This is a genomic window from Metabacillus hrfriensis (assembly GCF_030127205.1).
GTDB classification, from domain to species: domain Bacteria; phylum Bacillota; class Bacilli; order Bacillales; family Bacillaceae; genus Bacillus_P; species Bacillus_P dongyingensis.
On sequence record NZ_CP126116.1, the window covers coordinates 996,996 to 1,015,505 of the forward strand.

18 protein-coding genes are annotated in these 18,510 nt (G+C 41.1%); 10 read left to right on the forward strand and 8 right to left on the reverse strand.

Features of this window, described 5'->3' with window-relative positions:
- Positions 1-171 precede the first annotated feature (171 nt).
- Entirely contained in the window at positions 172-528 is a 357-nt protein-coding gene (locus QLQ22_RS05065; protein WP_223440171.1) for a YtxH domain-containing protein, read from the reverse strand.
- A gap of 156 nt (positions 529-684) precedes the next feature.
- Between QLQ22_RS05065 and yhzF the strand changes: the two genes are divergently transcribed.
- Entirely contained in the window at positions 685-876 is a 192-nt protein-coding gene (gene yhzF, locus QLQ22_RS05070) for a membrane protein YhzF (RefSeq protein ID WP_223440172.1), read from the forward strand.
- Positions 877-937: 61 nt separating this feature from the next.
- Here the strand turns inward: yhzF and QLQ22_RS05075 are convergent, their stop codons facing one another.
- The 4 genes from QLQ22_RS05075 to QLQ22_RS05090 form a co-directional block, all read right to left on the reverse strand.
- On the reverse strand, positions 938-1,459 hold the full coding sequence (locus QLQ22_RS05075) for a tryptophan transporter (protein WP_284016132.1): 522 nt from the start codon (positions 1,457-1,459) through the stop codon (positions 938-940).
- A 117-nt stretch (positions 1,460-1,576) separates the two neighbouring features.
- Positions 1,577-2,653 carry a 3-phosphoserine/phosphohydroxythreonine transaminase gene (serC, locus tag QLQ22_RS05080; RefSeq protein ID WP_284016133.1) on the reverse strand — a complete coding sequence of 359 codons (1,077 nt, stop codon included), beginning with the start codon at positions 2,651-2,653 and terminating at the stop codon, positions 1,577-1,579.
- A 134-nt stretch (positions 2,654-2,787) separates the two neighbouring features.
- Positions 2,788-3,210 (reverse strand): HIT family protein, encoded by a 423-nt coding sequence (locus QLQ22_RS05085; RefSeq protein WP_223440175.1) that lies wholly within the window; start codon positions 3,208-3,210, stop codon positions 2,788-2,790.
- Between the two features lie 33 nt (positions 3,211-3,243).
- The gene (locus QLQ22_RS05090; protein WP_223440176.1) at positions 3,244-3,471 is read right to left on the reverse strand and encodes a hypothetical protein; all 228 of its coding nucleotides are present in this window, start codon (positions 3,469-3,471) and stop codon (positions 3,244-3,246) included.
- Positions 3,472-3,915: 444 nt separating this feature from the next.
- On the opposite strand from QLQ22_RS05090, the gene QLQ22_RS05095 reads away from it, so the two are divergent.
- From QLQ22_RS05095 to QLQ22_RS05105, 3 genes are read left to right on the forward strand one after another with little or no spacing between them, the layout of a single operon-like run.
- Positions 3,916-4,662, forward strand: coding sequence for an ABC transporter ATP-binding protein (locus QLQ22_RS05095; RefSeq protein ID WP_223440177.1), 747 nt, complete (start codon positions 3,916-3,918; stop codon positions 4,660-4,662).
- Positions 4,649-5,878, forward strand: coding sequence for an ABC transporter permease (locus tag QLQ22_RS05100; RefSeq protein ID WP_284016134.1), 1,230 nt, complete (start codon positions 4,649-4,651; stop codon positions 5,876-5,878). Before QLQ22_RS05095 ends, QLQ22_RS05100 begins: the two co-directional genes overlap by 14 nt.
- Positions 5,879-5,892: 14 nt before the next feature.
- Positions 5,893-6,606, forward strand: a complete 714-nt coding sequence (locus QLQ22_RS05105) for an EcsC family protein (protein ID WP_338037018.1) — start codon at positions 5,893-5,895, stop codon at positions 6,604-6,606.
- A 43-nt stretch (positions 6,607-6,649) separates the two neighbouring features.
- On the opposite strand, the gene QLQ22_RS05110 is transcribed toward QLQ22_RS05105, so the two are convergent.
- The gene (locus QLQ22_RS05110; RefSeq protein ID WP_284016745.1) at positions 6,650-7,804 is read right to left on the reverse strand and encodes an amidohydrolase; all 1,155 of its coding nucleotides are present in this window, start codon (positions 7,802-7,804) and stop codon (positions 6,650-6,652) included.
- 185 nt (positions 7,805-7,989) lie between these two features.
- On the opposite strand from QLQ22_RS05110, the gene QLQ22_RS05115 reads away from it, so the two are divergent.
- On the forward strand, positions 7,990-8,640 hold the full coding sequence (locus tag QLQ22_RS05115; protein ID WP_223440179.1) for a phosphatase PAP2 family protein: 651 nt from the start codon (positions 7,990-7,992) through the stop codon (positions 8,638-8,640).
- A 135-nt stretch (positions 8,641-8,775) separates the two neighbouring features.
- Here QLQ22_RS05115 and QLQ22_RS05120 read toward each other — a convergent pair whose 3' ends face one another.
- On the reverse strand, positions 8,776-10,161 hold the full coding sequence (locus QLQ22_RS05120) for a hypothetical protein (protein WP_284016135.1): 1,386 nt from the start codon (positions 10,159-10,161) through the stop codon (positions 8,776-8,778).
- 256 nt (positions 10,162-10,417) lie between these two features.
- Positions 10,418-10,921, reverse strand: coding sequence for an antibiotic biosynthesis monooxygenase family protein (locus QLQ22_RS05125; protein WP_284016136.1), 504 nt, complete (start codon positions 10,919-10,921; stop codon positions 10,418-10,420).
- A 136-nt stretch (positions 10,922-11,057) separates the two neighbouring features.
- Here QLQ22_RS05125 and QLQ22_RS05130 point away from each other — a divergent pair, with 136 nt between their 5' ends.
- The 5 genes from QLQ22_RS05130 to QLQ22_RS05150 all read left to right on the forward strand — a co-directional run bounded on the left by QLQ22_RS05130 (position 11,058) and on the right by QLQ22_RS05150 (position 18,467).
- A complete protein-coding gene (locus tag QLQ22_RS05130) occupies positions 11,058-13,199 on the forward strand; it encodes a transglycosylase domain-containing protein (RefSeq protein ID WP_284016137.1) in 2,142 nt (713 codons plus the stop codon).
- Between the two features lie 1,026 nt (positions 13,200-14,225).
- Entirely contained in the window at positions 14,226-15,287 is a 1,062-nt protein-coding gene (gene hemE / locus QLQ22_RS05135) for a uroporphyrinogen decarboxylase (RefSeq protein WP_252208155.1), read from the forward strand.
- Positions 15,288-15,357: 70 nt separating this feature from the next.
- Positions 15,358-16,296: a ferrochelatase gene (gene hemH, locus QLQ22_RS05140; protein ID WP_223440185.1), complete on the forward strand. Its 939-nt coding sequence runs from the start codon at positions 15,358-15,360 to the stop codon at positions 16,294-16,296.
- 50 nt (positions 16,297-16,346) lie between these two features.
- Positions 16,347-17,768: a protoporphyrinogen oxidase gene (hemY, locus tag QLQ22_RS05145; RefSeq protein ID WP_223440186.1), complete on the forward strand. Its 1,422-nt coding sequence runs from the start codon at positions 16,347-16,349 to the stop codon at positions 17,766-17,768.
- Positions 17,769-17,894: 126 nt separating this feature from the next.
- Positions 17,895-18,467 carry a TetR/AcrR family transcriptional regulator gene (locus QLQ22_RS05150; RefSeq protein WP_223440187.1) on the forward strand — a complete coding sequence of 191 codons (573 nt, stop codon included), beginning with the start codon at positions 17,895-17,897 and terminating at the stop codon, positions 18,465-18,467.
- Positions 18,468-18,510 lie beyond the last annotated feature (43 nt).

An 18,510-nucleotide genomic window follows, 5' to 3' on the forward strand; every position in this document is an offset into this window, starting at 1 on the left:
TATATTCTATTATGCCAATAAAATAAAGATTAATAAAGATTAAATTTACGAAATTTTTAAATAAATCTTAAAAACTTAGGAAAAGCGTTGCATTTTCAGGTAAAAAAAAAGAGCGGCATGTGATGAAATCTGCCGCTCGTACAAGTTAATTGCTTTGTCTACAAAAATATTCTATTTGTTTAATGTTTGCTCTAATTCTTTAATTTTCTGTTCGATTTCATTAATTTCTTTTTGAAGTTCATTTTTATGAGGCTCAATTTCTTCTTGCCAAGTCTCAATTGATTTTTGGAGATCCGCTGTTACATCTTTTAGGACTGCAGCACTTTCTTTAGCTGTTTTCACCACTTGATCTTTTAGTGATACACTGTCATCTTTCAGCTGAATTAAAATATTTTCGAGTTTTTGTTTATTTTGCTTTAGCTGGCTGCGCAAATCTTTTCCGGAAGATGGAGCGGATAGGATTGTTGCTAACCCTCCAATAACGCTCCCAACTAAAAGACCAGCCATTAATGATTTTCCTTTTGCCATAGGTATCACTCCATTTGAGTATAATAGTATGTACTTTTCAAGAAATGAACAGGAAAGTCCTTCTTATATAAGTACCCTTTGTCAGGATAGATAAACGTTGTTTTATTCATAGCTTATGATGCCTGTGCATAGATATGAGTAAAAGGGGGGAGGAGCTTGGCTGGTGTCATCTTTCTATTTTTCGCCATAAGCTTGCTTTGTTTCATAGGTGCTTTTCATTACCTCAAACTAGCGCAGCAATCAGCATCCTATCCGCCAAAACATGTTGTTCACCAAAAAGCTGCTGTGCTTGCGGGAGGCGGCGTACTTGCTCTGATGCTCGGCATTTTATTCTATTCTTTCCAATAGGCTTCATTTTCATAGATTTTCACAAAAAACCCGACCGGCTAGGATCGGGTTTTCTTATATGTTATTCAACAGCGATGTTAGAACGCTTTAATATAGTCTGTACAATCGGATAAATGAAAACCATTGCGATAGTATTAAGGGCAACTGTCGGCAAGACAACTGCTATGAATAATGCCATAAATCCTGCACCGCCCGGAAGACCGACAATGAATAATGCGGCTGTCAGGAATACAGTACCGGAAATAAGTGTTCCGACTGCTGTCAGAATTCCTGCTCCAGCAGTGGATGCAGCAAATTTCTTAATGAAAATAACTAAAAGATAAAAAACAAATGCAGTCACAAATTTATCAATGACATTCGGCAGAAGTCCGCCTGGAAAACCAGTTGTTAAACCGGACAAGACACCAGTAACAGCTCCAAGTAAAAACACATTGCGAATGTGAGGGAACAGCAGGATGCCTAAGAACATCATAGTGAGCATCATATCTGGCTTCATCCCACTGAAAAATGGCGGGATAATACTGTGCAATGCCAGTCCCATTGCGACAAATAAAGATAAAACGACTAAAACTTTTGTATTCATTTCTCAACTCTCCTCAGACTAAGCTCTTATTTTTGAACTCCCCAATAATGACCTATGTCTTATTGCAGAAGAACTTACAAAATAGTATATCAGGTATTTCAGACCTTGTAAAAATAATTATTCGTGCTTTTTCTGGAATTCAGCCATGAATTCAGCAAGTGCTTCGCACGCTTCTAACGGCACAGCATTATAAATGGAAGCCCTGCAGCCCCCAATTGACCGGTGTCCGGCAAGACCTGAAAAGCCTTTTTCAATGGATTCTTTTAGAAAAGCCTTCGTTAAATTTTCATCTTTAAGAGTAAATGTAACATTCATTGCTGATCGGCTATCCTTTTCAGCGTGTCCCTTATAGAAGCCGCCGCTTTGGTCGATGCACGAATAAAGCAGACTTGCTTTCTTCTTATTCAGCTCTTCAATCGCTTTTAAACCGCCATTATCCTGCATCCACTCCAGAACAAGGGAAAGCATGTAGATTGCAAATGTAGGAGGTGTATTGTATAGGGAATTCTGCTTTGAATGAGTGCTGTACTTCAAAATAGCAGGGATACCCTCATTTGCATTCTCAAGCATTTCTTTTTTTACTATTACGACTGTAACACCTGAAGGGCCAAGGTTTTTTTGAGCACCGGCATAAATAAGCGAGAATCGGCTGACGTCAATTTCCCTGCTCATGATGTCGCTTGACATGTCAGCAATTAAAGGCAGTTTTGTTGAAGGGAATTTTTCCCACTGCGTGCCGTAGATCGTATTGTTTGAGGTTAAGTGTACATAGCTTCCTTCTTCAGGATCCTCAAAGCTTTCCGGAATATATGTATAACGATCTTCTTTACTTGTTGCAAGGATAGTCGTGCTTCCGAGTTTGCCTGCTTCTGATTGTGCTTTTTCAGACCAGACTCCGCTCATGATGAAATGGGCAGAAGCCCCGTCTTTTAAAAAGTTCATCGGAATCATGGCAAACTGAAGGCTTGCCCCGCCTTGAAGAAATAGTACTTCATAATCCTCAGGGATTTCCATCAGTTCTCTCAATAAAGAGGCTGCTCGGTTGTGAACTTCTTCATAAGGTTTGCTTCTGTGGCTCAGTTCCATGACTGACATGCCTGTTCCGTTAAAATCAACAAGTTCGCTTTGCGCTTTCTCCAAAACAGCAAGAGGTATTGCTGCTGGCCCTGCGTTAAAGTTATACGTTCTTTTCATGGGAAAATGACACTCCTTACTTTGTCGCGTTGCATGATTAAATACTTTTTATTATCCTAACATGAAAAAGGGGGTTGGAGTCGGAATTTTAAAAAAATATTACAATCAACAAAAAAACCCGCATTATGCGGGGGTTAGAGCAAGTCTTCCTGAATGGATGATGCGATTTGCTTTAAGTCTTCTGGTGTATATTCTTCTGTATGCGTTTTCCAGACAGCGCCAAAACCATCGCCCTTTCCATAGCGGGGAATCAGGTGAATATGATAGTGAAACACAGATTGTCCAGCTTTTTCGCCGTTATTATTAAGAATATTCATGCCGATAGGCTCGAATTGTTTTTTTATGGAATTCGCAATTTTTGGAACGACTTCAAAAAGATTTCGTGCAATATCCGGAGTAAGCTCGTAAATATTTTCTTTATGTATTTTTGGAATAACTAGTGTATGTCCTTTTGTTACTTGACTAATATCCAGAAAAGCAACCACATGTTCGTTTTCAAAAACCTTTGCGCTCGGAATCTCACCGTTCACAATTTTGCAGAAAATACATCCGCTCATCATGTTTCATCCCTTTCTCATTATAAACTGAACTTAACCGTATTTTACCATAAATAATTGAGGGATAAAATCACTTAAGAAAAGTGCAAGCGCCTTTTTGTGCAGGGATGGCGGATCCGTTCCGGCCGAGGAGTTAGGCCATACTCTGCCATCTTTGTGCAAACCCTTTCTCTTTCCTAAATAAGAAACAGGATGATCAAAAAGATCATCCTGTCCTGCAGAGGAAGCAAACTGGCGCAGCTTAAAATTTAAGGCTCGCAAAACTCTTTGTCATCTCCCTCATTTGCTAGGAAATGAAGGAAAAAAAGAGTGAATAATCGTTGTTAAACATTGTTCAAAGCAACCATCCCCTAGTTAAGAAAATCACATAAAGGATAAACTCTTAACAAATCAGTAAACGGTCTTTGACGAACACCTCATTCACAAAATGAATTTATATATGAGCATCTATTACTAAAAGTAACGGCCCGTAGACACCTCATCTCGAAATGGAAATTGATCATCATTTTATCAATGTTAACTTACTCATGGATTCCTTAACATAAACTGTCTTTAACACACACCTCATTTGAAATGAATGTCTGTGACAGCTGCTTTCCTCTACACTCATTATGATGTCCGGAAAAGAATTGATTATGCATTGTAAATTAGCAAAAGTGTCACGTGATTTGTTAAAATAAAAGAAAACGGTGAAGGGACGAAAACATGAGCTTATTAAAAGTAAATCACCTGACAGGAGGATACACACGTAATCCTGTCTTAAAAGATATATCATTTGAAATTGAAAAGCACCAAATTGTCGGTTTGATTGGTTTAAACGGAGCCGGAAAAAGCACAACAATCCGTCATGTGATCGGGTTAATGGAGCCGCATAAAGGTGAAATTTCCATTAACGGCATTTCCTTTCACCAGCAGCCGACTGAATACCGCAGCCAATTTTCATTTATTCCTGAAACACCGATTCTTTATGAGGAATTAACGCTTTATGAGCACTTGGAGCTTACGGCGATGGCGTATGGACTAAGTCAGGAAACGTTTAAACAGCGTCTTCACCCATTATTGTCTGAATTCAGAATGGAAAAAAGACTAAAATGGTTCCCAAGTCATTTTTCAAAAGGCATGAAGCAAAAAGTTATGATTATGTGTGCGTTTTTAGTTGAGCCTGAGCTGTACATTATTGACGAGCCATTTGTCGGATTGGATCCGCTTGCAATCAATGCTCTGCTTGAGATGATGAACAAAGCGAAAAAAGACGGAGCGGGAATTTTAATGTCAACACATATTTTAGCAACAGCTGAACGCTACTGTGATGCGTTTATTATTCTACATAATGGAAAAATCAGAGCAAAAGGGTCGCTTGAGGAGCTCCGGTCGGAGTTTGGAATGAGGGACGCAACGCTTGATGATTTGTATATCCAGCTCACGAAGGAAGATCAAAATGAGCAGCATTGATCAGATTTGGAAAACCCGATTAGAGGCTCATCTAAAAGAAGTGCAGTCCTATACAAAATATATGTTTAACGACCATTTAATTTTTGTTCTTGTATTTTTGGGAGCAGGCGGTGCTCTATCTTATCAGGAATGGCTGAAAACAATGCCTGATGACTTTCCGGTACTTGCGATTATGACGGCTGTATTTGCTCTGATCATTACGGCATCGAGTGTCCGGACGCTCTTAAAAGAACCTGATTTAGTTTTTCTTTTGCCTCTGGAAGAAAATATGGCCGGCTATTTTCAAAAAGCTCTTGTATACAGTTTTTTTAGTCAGCTGTATGTGTTTTTGATCGCAGCATTAGTGCTTTCACCCATGCTGTTCAGGGCTGAGAGCTTAACCGGAACAGACTTCCTGATTATCTGCATTCAAATCCTCCTTGTAAAAGGCTGGAATTTAATGCTGAATTTCCGAATATCCTTTTATACTGAGCCGTCAGCCAAAATATATGATTTTATTGTCCGACTCGCAATAAATGGATTAACCATTTTCTTTTTGCTGTCAAAAGCCTATATTTATGTATTCATTATGTATGGAGTAATGGCAGTGCTCTACATTTATTTTCAAAAAGCCACAAAAGCAAAAGGAGTTAAATGGGAGAAGCTGATAGACCTGGAGCTTGAGAAAAAGCAGTCATTCTATAGAATTGCAAACCTCTTTACAGATGTTCCAAAGCTTAAGAAAAAAGCAAAGCGCAGAAAGTATTTAGACGGTCTGCTTGCGTTTGTGAAATATAAACAGGAAAGCATGTACAGTTATTTATATACAAGGGCATTCTTTCGTTCCAATGATTATCTGGGCATCTTTTTGCGTCTGACAATAATCGGGGGAATCGTTCTCTATATTATCCCGACAAATCAGTTTAGTGTGCTCGCGATAGCAATCCTTGTTCTCTATTTAACCGGGATTCAAATGATCGGTCTTTATAAGCATTACGACATGCTTGCTCTGCCGGACTTATATCCGGTTCAGCCACAGTTTAAAAAAGCAAAATTCCTTAAACTTCTGTTTATCATGATTGTAAGCCAGCACGTGATATTAACTCTGATCGCTCTGATTTCGGGGAATATCATTCCTGCTCTGATTCTCTTTGCAGCCGGATTTATTTTTGCTTATGGGTTTGTTTATCTTTATGTGAAATTAAGGCTGGTGAAAATGGATGCCAGCGTATTCTAGGGTAAAGGCAGCTGATGCAGATGATTTATGAAAAACAGCTGGAAGAGGATCTATTTCAGTGGAAAAAGAAATTGCTGAGAAAGTCTTCCATGCTAGAACGTGTTTCTAAAAAAACACAAACGAAGATTAATGAGCATATTCCGGAAAAAGTCCATGCAATCATTACGGAGAGCATTAAAAAGATGGTGCAGGCAACACTTGCCGGATCAAACCTCACAACAAACGAAAAGAAGCTGGAAGGACTGTCACTTGAAGAAAAAGAAAAGAAAGTCAGGCAAACAATCGGCACCTTTCAAAAGACTGCTGCTGTAGAAGGAGCAGGAACCGGGGCCGGCGGAATTTTGGGGTCGGCTGCTGATTTTCCTTTACTCCTTGGCATTAAAATGAAGTGCTTATTTGAAATTGCGACTTTATACGGGTTTGACCCTAAACAATATGAAGAGAGATTGTTTTTACTCTATGTCTTTCAATTGGCTTATTCCAGTGATGAACATCGAAGGAATACGTTCGAGCTGATTGAAAGCTGGGACAAAAGAAAAAATGAACTGAAAGAGATTGACTGGCAAACCTTTCAGCAGGAATACAGAGATCACATTGACCTTGTCAAATTGCTGCAGATCATGCCGGGAATCGGCGCTGTTGTCGGCGGTGTAGCGAACTATCACCTTGTCCGGCATTTAGGTGAAACGGCAATGAATTGTTATCGGCTTCGAATTATGAATAAATAAAAAGAGTGCGATTTTAAAATCGCACTCTTTTGGATTCTACTATTTATTTCTCAACCGAAACAGTTTTGTGCTCAGACTGATAAGTCAATAATGCCAAACTTAATGTTTTTGCTGCGATCAGCATAGCTTTTTCATCAATATCGAATTTAGGATGATGGTGAGGATAAACTGTTTCTGAATAAGTTGGTTTCGCTCCTGTGAAAAAGAACGTGCCTTTAACATGCTGCAGGTAATAAGCAAAGTCTTCGCCGCCCATTTGCATTGAGCTTTCTTCGACAATTTGAACCCCGGGCACCTTTGAAGCAAGCTCTGCAAGCTGCTCTGTTTCCTCGCGGTGATTGACTACAGCTGGGTAGCCTCTCTCAAAATGATATTCGTAGTCAGCGTCATAAAGGGCGCAGGAAGCTTTGACCACACGTTCGATTTCTTTCTCAATCAAAGTGCGCACATCTTCTTCAAAAGTACGTACCGTTCCAATCAGCACCGCTGAATCTGCAATGACATTAAAAGGATTCTCAGCCACAAAGGATCCCACAGATACGACCGCTGAATGAACTGGATCAACTTTTCTGCTCACAATCTGCTGCAGGTTCAGGACAAGCTGTGAGCCAATGACAACTGCATCTTTCGTTTTATGAGGCTGTGCTCCATGTCCGCCTTTTCCATTAATCGTAATCTGGAACCGATCGGCAGCAGCCATGATAGGGCCGACACGATATTGAATTTTCCCAGTTGGTTCTCCTGCCCATAAATGGGTTCCGAAGATGACATCAACCCCGTCTAAGCAGCCATCTTCAATCATGGAAACCGCTCCGCCCGGTGCATATTCTTCAGCATGCTGATGAATAAATACTACGCTGCCTTCAAGAGTACTGCTATGTTTATGTAATATCTTTGCTAGTACAAGTAATGATGCAGTGTGGCCATCGTGGCCGCAGGCATGTGCTACACCCGGGACAGTCGATTTATAAGGAACATCTTTTTCATCCCCTATAGGAAGTGCATCAAAATCGGCGCGGAGAGCAATGGTCTTTCCAGGCAAATCACCTTTTATAACAGCAACGACTCCATTTCCGCCTACACCTGTTCTGGCTTCAATGCCAAGCTTGTGATAAAACTCGGCGATGTAGGCTGCCGTTTTGAATTCCTGGAATGAAACCTCCGGATGCATATGAAGATAGCGTCTGATCTCCACCATTTCTTCATAACTCGCATCTAAATCTGAACATATGTCAGTGTACAAAATTTCTCATCCCTTCTTTTTTAAAGACTTATATTCATCAAATCACTAATAAGATAAAATAAAACAGATATTACAATAAATTCTAGATAAGTTGTTTGAAAATTACAAGAATAAAGTTTGGAAGGGGAAAAAGATGAAAAATGAAAAAAGGTTACTTGATTGCATATTTTCTTATTCTTACAATTGGAATCATTCTTTCAATGGATACTGCATTTATAAAGCAGGCGGATGCTATTTCGCTTGAGGCCGTTTCGTGGGTTCATAATTCAAATTTCCTGCTGTCTTTTTTAGATGGTATAGGATTCCTTGCTTCGAAAACAGGAATCATAAGCATACTTGCTCTTGCCGCGATATTACTTGCACTTTTATATAAGCATATTCTTCAGCCGCTACTAATTGTATTGGCTGTTTATCTGGGAGACCTGCTTAACAAAGCATTAAAAAGCTTTTTTGGGCGTGAAAGACCTCTTGAACCGCTGCACATTGAAGAAGGCTTCAGTTTTCCAAGCGGGCATGCGATGGTCGGTGTTATTTTCTATGGATTTTTAATCTATTTGCTTGCAGGGAAAATAGCGTCATCAGCTGTAAAAAGGTGGCTTTACGCTGCCGTGAGTATTCTGATGCTGCTGATCGGCATGAGCAGAGTTGTCACAAATGCCCATTTTTTATCTGATGTAATTGGCGGATATTTCATTGGTCTGATTTGTTTAATTCTTGTGATTGCGGTATATGACAAACTGAATGAATTTCTTTCTGCTGCAAGAAGCAAAAAAAGCGGCGTATCTGTTTAAAACAGTTCAGATGCAATTCAAAGAGGCACTCTTTCGGGAGTGCCTCTCATTTATATGCTGATCTTATCTCTGGATGAGGGGACATTTTTAAGATTTGGTGAATAAATGAGCTTGGGACGTCACTTTTCTTTCTATTTATATAAGAAACATAGCCACAATCGTTGTCACAATCAGCCCAATTGTCACAGGCAGGATATTTCGTCTTGCGAGTTCAAATGGATCGACTCCGCAAATGGCAGCAGCGGGAATCAGCGCCCATGGTATGAGTGTTCCGCCTCCCACCCAGATGGCTGTGACTTGGCCTAATGCGGTTAAAGTAGCAGCTCCCGTACCAATTGCTGTGGCAAACAAGCTGGCTATTGAGCCTGCAAGCGATATACCTGAAAATCCAGAGCCATCAAGACCTGTGAGTACACCAACACCAGTCAGTGTAATTGCCCCAATTTCTTTTGTTAATGGAACAACAGTTGCGAGAGCAACCCCGAGGTCATTGACTATTCCCTGTGAAGTATTTGGTAAAAAGTCCCCGACAATTTTAATAAATCCTGCATCACCCAGATAAAAGAAAGCTGCAATCGGAATGACAGGACCAAACACCTTAAAGCCAAACTGAAATCCTTCAATCATGTATCCGGTTGTTTTTTCAAGACTTGCATTTTTATGGGCGAGCAAACAAACGGAAAGCAGAATTACCAGTGCAGTTCCTCCGATTAAAGCTGTTGCATCTCCGCCCTGCAAGTTAAGCTTAACCATTAGAAGAATATCAATCACAAATAATATGGGGATAAACATGGCCATTAACAATTTCATCCTGTCCGTCAGCAGCTGCGTTTTTTTCTCAGCAGAGATTGGCATTGTAAGAGATGGGAAAGACTTTCCAAGCTTCATATCTCTCATTAAGAAGAAATAAGCTGTAATGGTTGTAACTGCCCCCATCACAATAACGAGCGGAATGGACGCGCTGATTACATCACCAATCGGAAGACCGGCTGCATCTGAAGTAAGTTTTGGAGCGGCTTGAATGACAAAGTCGCCTGAGAGAGCAATTCCATGGCCGAATAAGTTCATGGCCATTGCTGCCCCTAATGCCGGGAGACCTGCTTTAATGGCAACAGGAAGCAGTACGGCGCCAATCAGGGCAACAGCGGGAGAAGGCCAGAAAAACCAAGAAATCGTCATCATTAATAGCCCAATTGTCCAGTAGGCAAGCGTTGGATTGCGAATGATCTTCGTAAATGGCGACACCATGGATTCATTGATTCCGGTTATTTCTAAAATCTTGCTCATTGAAACAATGATAGAGATAACAAGAATTGTCGGCAGCAGCTCAGTAATAGCATAAATGAAGCTGTTAAAGACACTTGTAATTGAATGACTCAAAGAGTGGCTTGCAACAAATGAAATGATAATGATTCCAATAATACTGATTACTGTTGTATCTCTTCTGAAAAGCATAAAGCCTATGATGCTTATAATAAAAAACACATAAAACCAATGTATGAGCGTTAACTCAGCTCCCATAGTAATCACCCCTGTATATGCCTAAATTCCTGTAATACAGGTTATGACCGGCATAGCAGGGTGTGATTGTTATTTTATAAAGAATAGGGTGCAGTATATTAGTAGAATGCTGTCATTTCCAAGGAAATATTGTCACACGAAGAGCAGAGCCGGTGTGACCGAGGAGTTTAGGAGGTGCGGTAGGACAGAAGTGTTCAAAAATCTTATCTTTGAAATAAAAAAAACCCCGCACAATGCGAAGGTTCAGTTTTTTCATTTATTCAGATACAGTATGGTAGGTTGTAACGTAAGAAGGTCTTGGGAAAATCGATTTTTGGTCCGAGCCTGCGCTTGTCCCTCTTTTTTTATGAGCCTGTTCAAAGGATTTTGATTGCTGCCAGTTTTTAAATGAGGATTCATCTTCCCATAGAGTAAGAATGACATATGTATCATCATTTACAGGTCTAAGGACGCGAATCGCGACAAATCCCGGCTCGCCTTCAATCATTCTGGCCCGTTCTTTGAAGCGCTGTTCAAAGAGAGGCTTTCCTTCGTCAGATACAGGGATATTGTTCAGCACAGCATAGCTTCCTTTTTGAAAGTCACCAGCGCCATCAAGTACTTCGTATTTTTTAGGCTCCTTAAAAAGTGATGTCGCATCGCTTTCATGTAATAGAATCCCTTTATCCTCATTTTGCATAAGAAGCATTTTTTCATTTTGATGTTCAGATACTGTTTTAGCTAAATAGTCTGCAGTTCCAAATGTGACATAAAAATTCATTTTACATTCACCTCTTTTTGTTTCATTATAACAATGATTGCACAATTATTGCTATTTTCAGCCTCCATTGTACATATTCATTCCTTTTTTTAACAATAATAAGCTTATCTAAATTAAACGAATTGTAGGTGATGATATGCAGAAAAAAATCATCCTTTCAGCAACTGTTGCGCTTTCAACAGCTATTATTGCTTTTGCAGTCTACCTGCTCATTTTAGTGATCGGCGATTATTCAATTGATGAGAAAAAGCTAGTTATGGATTCGACAACTGCTTTAGTGGATTTAAAAGGCAACGAGGTTGCAGAGCTGTATTTGCAGAACCGCGATCCTGTCACGATAAAAGAAATTCCGGCACATGTCCGCAATGCATTTATTGCTGTAGAAGATAAACGATTTTATGAACATAATGGAATCGATTTGAAGGCTATAACGAGAGCTTTGTCTAAAGATTTGATTGCAGGCCAGAAAGTAGAGGGCGGAAGCACAATTACTCAGCAGCTTGCAAAAAATACGTTTCTCTCTAACGAGAAGTCTCTTTTAAGAAAAACAAAAGAAGCTGCCATCGCCATGAGTCTTGAAAATAAATACAGTAAGAATAAACTGCTTGAAATGTATTTAAATCAGGTTTATTTCGGTCACGGTGCTTACGGCATTCAAAGTGCTGCACTTTATTACTTCAATAAGGATGCAAAGGATCTGACGGTTGAAGAAGGAGCAATGCTTGCGGGTCTCCCAAAAGCACCTTCGAATTATTCTCCGATTCTTCATCCTGAAAAAAGCAAAGAGCGACGTGATACGATTTTAAGTTTGATGGGCGATCAGAATTATCTGACACCTGAAGAAGTCGTCCGCTCACAAGGGAAGACTCTGGGTTTAAACATCTCTGAAGAATCAGAAACCCCGTGGCTTACAACCTACATTGATATGGTCATGGACGAAGCGAAAGAAAGATATGCTTTATCTAATGAAGAATTAATGCGGGGAGGCTATACAGTCACGGTTCCTATAAATACGGAAATGCAGGAAACAGCCTACGAGCTGTTCAAAAAAGAAGAATACTTTCCGGGAACAGATCAGCATGCAGAAGGAGCATTTGTCCTCCTTGATAATAAAACAGGCGGAGTTTTGGCTGCGATCGGAGGCAGAAATTATACACAAAAAGGGTTTAATCGCGTCAATACTAAAAGACAGCCGGGTTCAACATTTAAGCCGCTTGCCGTATATGCCCCGGCAATGGAGGAAGACGAATTCGGACCATATTCTCTTCTTAAGGACAAACCGGTTTCATATAACGGGTATCAGCCCAAAAATAATGATCTGAAATATGATGAAGAAGTAACCATGTATGACGCCATTGCTGCTTCTAAAAATGCACCGGCTGTATGGGCATTAAATGAAATCGGCATTTCAAAAAGCAAGAAGTACCTCAAGAAGTCGGGTCTTTCAATAAAAGATAACGGTCTTTCGATTGCCCTCGGCGGATTAAAGGACGGGGTTTCTCCTCTGCAGCTTGCAAATGCCTACAGATCATTTGCTGAGTATGGAGTTTATAGTGAGCCGTTTGTTATCAAAAAGATAGAGGACCGTGAGTCAAAAAAAATTGGCGAAGTAAAACAAGAAAAGAAGCGGATCTTTTCTTCCCAGACTGCCTGGAATATGACAAGGATGCTGCAAGAGGTTGTTGAAGACGGAACAGGACAGACAGGTTCGTACGAAGGTGAGCTTGCTGGAAAAACAGGAACAACCTCTTATGTCGATAAAAAAGGGGCTGTGAAAGATGCATGGTTTGTAGGCTACACCCCGAAAGTCTCAGGTGCTCTCTGGATGGGCTACGATAAGACAAATCGGGAGCAGCATCTAACAAATGGCAGTTCCTATCCAACGAGACTTTTTAAAGAAATCTTGATGAATACTTCGATGGATCAGGATGCTGCGTTCAGCCTTCCAAAAGATGTAGAGGAGTTGGAAGAACCAATCAGGCTGAAAAACCTGGGTGAGGTTGATGCAAAATATACATTCAAGCCGCTTGGATTATTCACCGTCACACTGAACTGGGAAGCTCAGGAGGATGACCGTGTCGTCTACAGGATTTATGAAACAATAGGAAATGAGGACAAGCTTGTTGGCTATGTTAAAGGAAGAGATTCATATGAAATCCCATATTCTAATCTTTTCTCAGAGGCTTCCTATAAAGTTGTTCCTTATAATGAGCAAACCGAAAAAGAAGGGAAAGGCTCAAAACCTGTTAAACCGAAACTATTTACATCGGCTCCTTAATAGCGGGCAGTATTTCAGCCTTTGTTAGATTTTAAATTTGCGAAACGCTGTCTGGTTTTTGCGCTAAGCCCTAGAAGGATCTGGCAGTTAAGTCAAAACCGGACTTTTCTGCCGGATCCTTATCTGTCTGCCTGCGCTGAACAGTCGGCTCCGCTTTTCGGTGCTGTCTAGCTCAGCCTCCTAGCCCCTCGGCCAGAACAAATTCACCGAAAAAGTCAAAACCGGACTTTTCCGGTGAATTCTTATCTGTCTGCCGGAGTCTGAACAGTCGGCTCCGCTTTTCGGTGCTGTCTAGCTGCGCCTCCTAACTCCTCGGCCAGAACGGGTCCGCCAGTAAAGGCAAAAAGCGCCTTTTCTGTCGGATCCTTATCTGTCTGCCTGCGCTGAACAGTCGGCTCCGCATTTCGGTGCTGTCTAGCTCAGCCTCCTAGCCCCTCGGCCAGAACAAATTCACCGAAAAAGTCAAAACCGGACTTTTCCGGTGAATTCTTATCTGTCTGCCGGAGTCTGAACAGTCGGCTCCGCTTTTCGGTGCTGTCTAGCTGCGCCTCCTAACTCCTCGGCCAGAACGGCTCCGCCAGTAAAGGCAAAAAGCGCCTTTTCTGTCGGATCCTTATCTGTCTGTCGGGTCTGAACAGTCGGCTCCGCTTTTCGGTGTTGTCTAGCTGCGCCTCCTAGCTCCTCGGCCAGAACGGCTCCGCCAGTAAAGGCAAAAGCGCCTTTTCTGTCGGATCCTTATCTGTCTGCCTGCGCTGAACAGTCGGCTCCGCATTTCGGTGTTGTCTAGCTGCGCCTCCTAGCTCCTCGGCCAGAACGGCTCCGCCAGTAAAGGCAAAAGCGCCTTTTCTGTCGGATCCTTATCTGTCTGCCTGCGCTGAACAGTCGGCTCCGCATTTCGGTGTTTACGTCAATTTTTTGACATTTAATTTTGAAATCTATACAAGCAAGATTGAAACAGTTATAGTGTAAGAAGCAAAACTTAGGATAGCGTGTTTGTTTTACATAGAAAGGTGGATTTGAGGATTTATGACGGATATAAAGCAGTTTAATGATACATTCCTTAGGGCGTGCAGAGGTGAAAAAACAGATCATGTTCCCGTATGGTATATGAGGCAGGCAGGAAGATCGCAGCCTGAGTACCGTGCTATTAAAGAAAAGTACAGTCTGTTTGAGATTACACATCAGCCCGAGCTTTGTGCATATGTCACGAGATTGCCGGTGGAGCAGTATGGTGTAGATGCGGCTATTTTATATAAGGATATCATGACACCGCTTCCATCAATTGGGGTAGATGTAGAAATCAAGTCAGGGATTGGTCCTGTAATAGATAATCCAATTAAATCGCTGTCAGACGTTGAAAAGCTTGGCGAAATCGACCCTGAAAGCGACATTCCATATGTGCTGGATACGATTAAATTGCTGACAACAGAGCAATTGAATGTTCCATTAATCGGGTTTGCGGGAGCACCATTTACAATGGCAAGCTACATGATTGAAGGCGGACCGTCTAAAAACTACAATAAAACAAAAGCATTTATGTATGCAGAGCCGAAAGCATGGTTTGCGCTGATGGACAAGCTTGCAGACATGACCATCATTTACTTGAAGGCTCAAATTAAAGCAGGGGCAAAAGCGATTCAAATTTTTGATTCATGGGTCGGAGCATTAAATGAATCGGATTATCGTTACTTTATTAAACCTGTAATGGAACGTATTTTCACTTCAATGAAGGAAGAAAATGTTCCGATGATTATGTTTGGTGTGGGAGCAAGTCATCTTGTACATGAATGGCACGACCTGCCGCTTGATGTAGTCGGTCTTGATTGGAGACTGCAGGTAGATCAGGCCCGCTCTATGGGACTTACAAAAACGTTAATGGGGAATCTGGATCCTGCAATCCTTCTTGCGCCTTGGGAAGTGATTGAAGAACGTGCTAAAACCATTCTTGATCAGGGAATGAAACAGGACGGTTATATTTTCAACCTTGGACATGGTGTTTTCCCTTCTGTCAGTCCGGATGTTCTCAGAAGATTAACAGGTTTTATTCATGATTATACAAAAACTGCCAAGCGCGCGAAGAGCATCTGATTTGGAATCTTGCCCTGAGTAATGGCAAAATAAGACTAGATCTTGTAACTAACCAAAGAGGTGTATGAAAATGACAAAGAAAACGATGGGTCTGCTCGTTATGGCATATGGAACACCATATAAAGAGGAAGACATTGAACGCTATTACACACATATTAGACACGGCCGTCCGCCTGCTCCTGAAATGCTGCAGGATTTAAAGGACCGCTACGAGGCAATTGGCGGCATTTCACCTCTTGCTAAAATCACATTGGATCAAGCCAAGTCCCTTGAAGAACATTTAAATGCTGTTCAGGATGAAGTGCAATTTAAAATGTACCTGGGACTTAAACATATTGAGCCTTTTGTTGAAGATGCAGTGAAGCAAATGAAGGAAGATGGCATTGAAGAAGCCGTCAGCATCGTGCTTGCCCCTCATTTCTCAACTTTCAGCATCAAATCATATAATGGCCGGGCAAAGCAGGAAGCAGAAAATCTGGGCGGACTTGAGATTACATCTGTTGAGAGCTGGTATAAAGAGCCTAAATTTATCGATTACTGGACGAAAAAAGTAAAAGAAACATATGCATCAATGACCTCAGAAGAACGGGAAAAAGCTGTTTTAATTGTATCTGCCCACAGCCTGCCTGAAAAGATTATTGCAGCGGGAGATCCATATCCTAATCAGCTTCAGGAAACCGCAGATCTGATCGCACAAGCTGCAGGCATTGAAAACTATGAAATTGGCTGGCAAAGTGCGGGAAATACACCTGAACCGTGGCTTGGACCAGATGTACAGGACTTAACTAGAGATCTATATGAACATAAAGGATACCGCACGTTTGTCTATATACCAGTCGGTTTCGTTGCGGATCATCTAGAGGTTTTATTTGATAATGATTATGAATGTAAAGTTGTTGCAGACGAACTTGGCGCCAAGTATTACAGACCGGAAATGCCAAATGCCAAAAAAGAATTCATTGACTGTCTGGCAACGGTTGTCTTAAAAGAATTATCGATGAAAAAGTAAGGCTCTTTCTGTGAGAGGCCAAAAGTAAACAAAAAAGAAGGCGATAAACAATGACTGACAAGAAAAAGAAAGTTGTCATCATTGGCGGAGGGATAACTGGATTATCCGCGGCATTTTACTTGCAAAAAGAAATACAGGAAAACAACCTTCAGGCAGAGTCAATCTTGATTGAAGCAAGTCCAAGACTTGGCGGTAAAATTCAGACTGTCCATAAAGATGGATTTATCATTGAACGCGGACCTGACTCGTTTCTAGAAAGAAAAGCAAGTGCACCGCAGTTTGTTAAAGATGTTGGACTCCAGTCAGAGCTTGTAAACAATGCAACAGGACGATCATATGTCCTTGCAGGAGACCGGCTGCATCCGATACCGGCAGGCGCTGTAATGGGAATCCCGACACAAATCCTTCCATTTGTTACAACAGGGTTATTTTCCATTCTGGGGAAAGCAAGAGCTGCCGGTGATTTTATCCTTCCTGCGAAACGGGAAACGGGTGATCAATCACTGGGTCATTTTTTTAGAAGACGTCTCGGGAATGAAGTTGTAGAAAATCTGATCGAACCTCTCCTTTCAGGGATTTATGCAGGGGATATAGATAAGCTGAGTTTAATGTCAACTTTTCCGCAATTTCATAAAGTGGAGCAGGATTACCGCAGCTTGATACTTGGAATGAAAAAAGGACTGCCTGCATCGAATCAAAAACATGAACCAGCCCGAAAAAAAGGGATTTTTCAAACCGTAAAAGGCGGACTGCAGAGTTTGGTGGATGCTGCAGAAAGCAGGCTTACTGATACAAAGATTTTAAAAGGTGTTAAAGTGGAAAGCATTGCGAAAAATGCCGCTGGATATATTCTCCGGTTAAGCAATGGGGAGATGATTGAAGCTGATTCCCTTATCATCACAACTCCTCATCAGCAGACTGCAAACATCCTGCCTGATAAAGAAAATTATCAATACATGCAGGAAATGCCCTCAACATCGGTCGCTACTGTTGCCATGGCTTTCCCTGAAGAAGACGTTGATATTGCAGGGAACGGCACTGGATTTGTTATTTCCAGAAACGGTGATTATACGATTACTGCATGTACATGGACTCACCGAAAATGGCCTCATACGGTACCGGCAGGCAAAGCGCTGATCCGGGCATATGTGGGAAAAGCTGGCGATCAGGCGATTGTGGAGCAGCCTGATCATGAAATTATCGCTGCTGTTTTAGAGGATTTAAATAAAATCATGAAGATTGATAAAAAACCGGATTTCACCGTTGTTTCAAGATGGAAAGAAGCGATGCCGCAATATAACGTCGGTCATCAGGAGAAAATTCTTGAGGTGAACACAAAAATCATGAAATCATATCCAGGGATGTTTTTAGCAGGTGCTTCTTATTCCGGTGTAGGGATTCCAGATTGTATTGATCAGGGAAAAATGGCTGTTGCAAATGCATTGGACTATCTCAAAAAGGCAACTCTTTAATAGAGAGTTGTTTTTTTAATGATTCATTTAATTAAATCTTGATTATGAGAAAGTCATGTGATATATTTATTTCTGTACTAATTGACCGAAATTGTCATTTGGTCATTTCGGATGGAGGTTAGACAGTTGAGCATTGATCGAAAACATTTGATTGTGGAGGCTGCAAAGAGGTCGTTTACACAATTTGGCTATAAGGCTACAACAATGGACTCTGTCGCAAAGCTTGCCAACGTGGGCAAAGGGACCATCTACACATTTTTCAAAAACAAGGAAGAACTATTTGATGAAATTGTTTCTACGCTTCTTGCTGAAATGAAAATAGAAGCAGAAAAAGCAATGGATGATGATCTGCCTTTTTTCGAAAATGTACATCGTGCTCTTTACAGCCTGCTTGAATTTCGGAAAAAACATCAATTCACGATCAAAATCTTTCAAGAAAGTACGGATGTTGGCACTCCTGCCGTCCAGGAGGTTGTACAGCGCCTTGAGAAAATGATTCTGCAATTTATTGCAGCAAAAATAGAAGCTGCAATTGCAAAAGGTGAGCTCCGGGAATGCAATCCCGAAGTAACGGCATTTGTCATGGTGAAGCTATACATTTCTCTTATTTTCGATTGGGAAAAAAATCACGAACCGCTCGAAAAAGCGGAAATAGCAGATCTTTTTCAGCTTTACTTATTAAAGGGATTGTCAAAATAGATGGTCCTCTATTTTTTTAAACAGAATTGACCAAATGAACAAA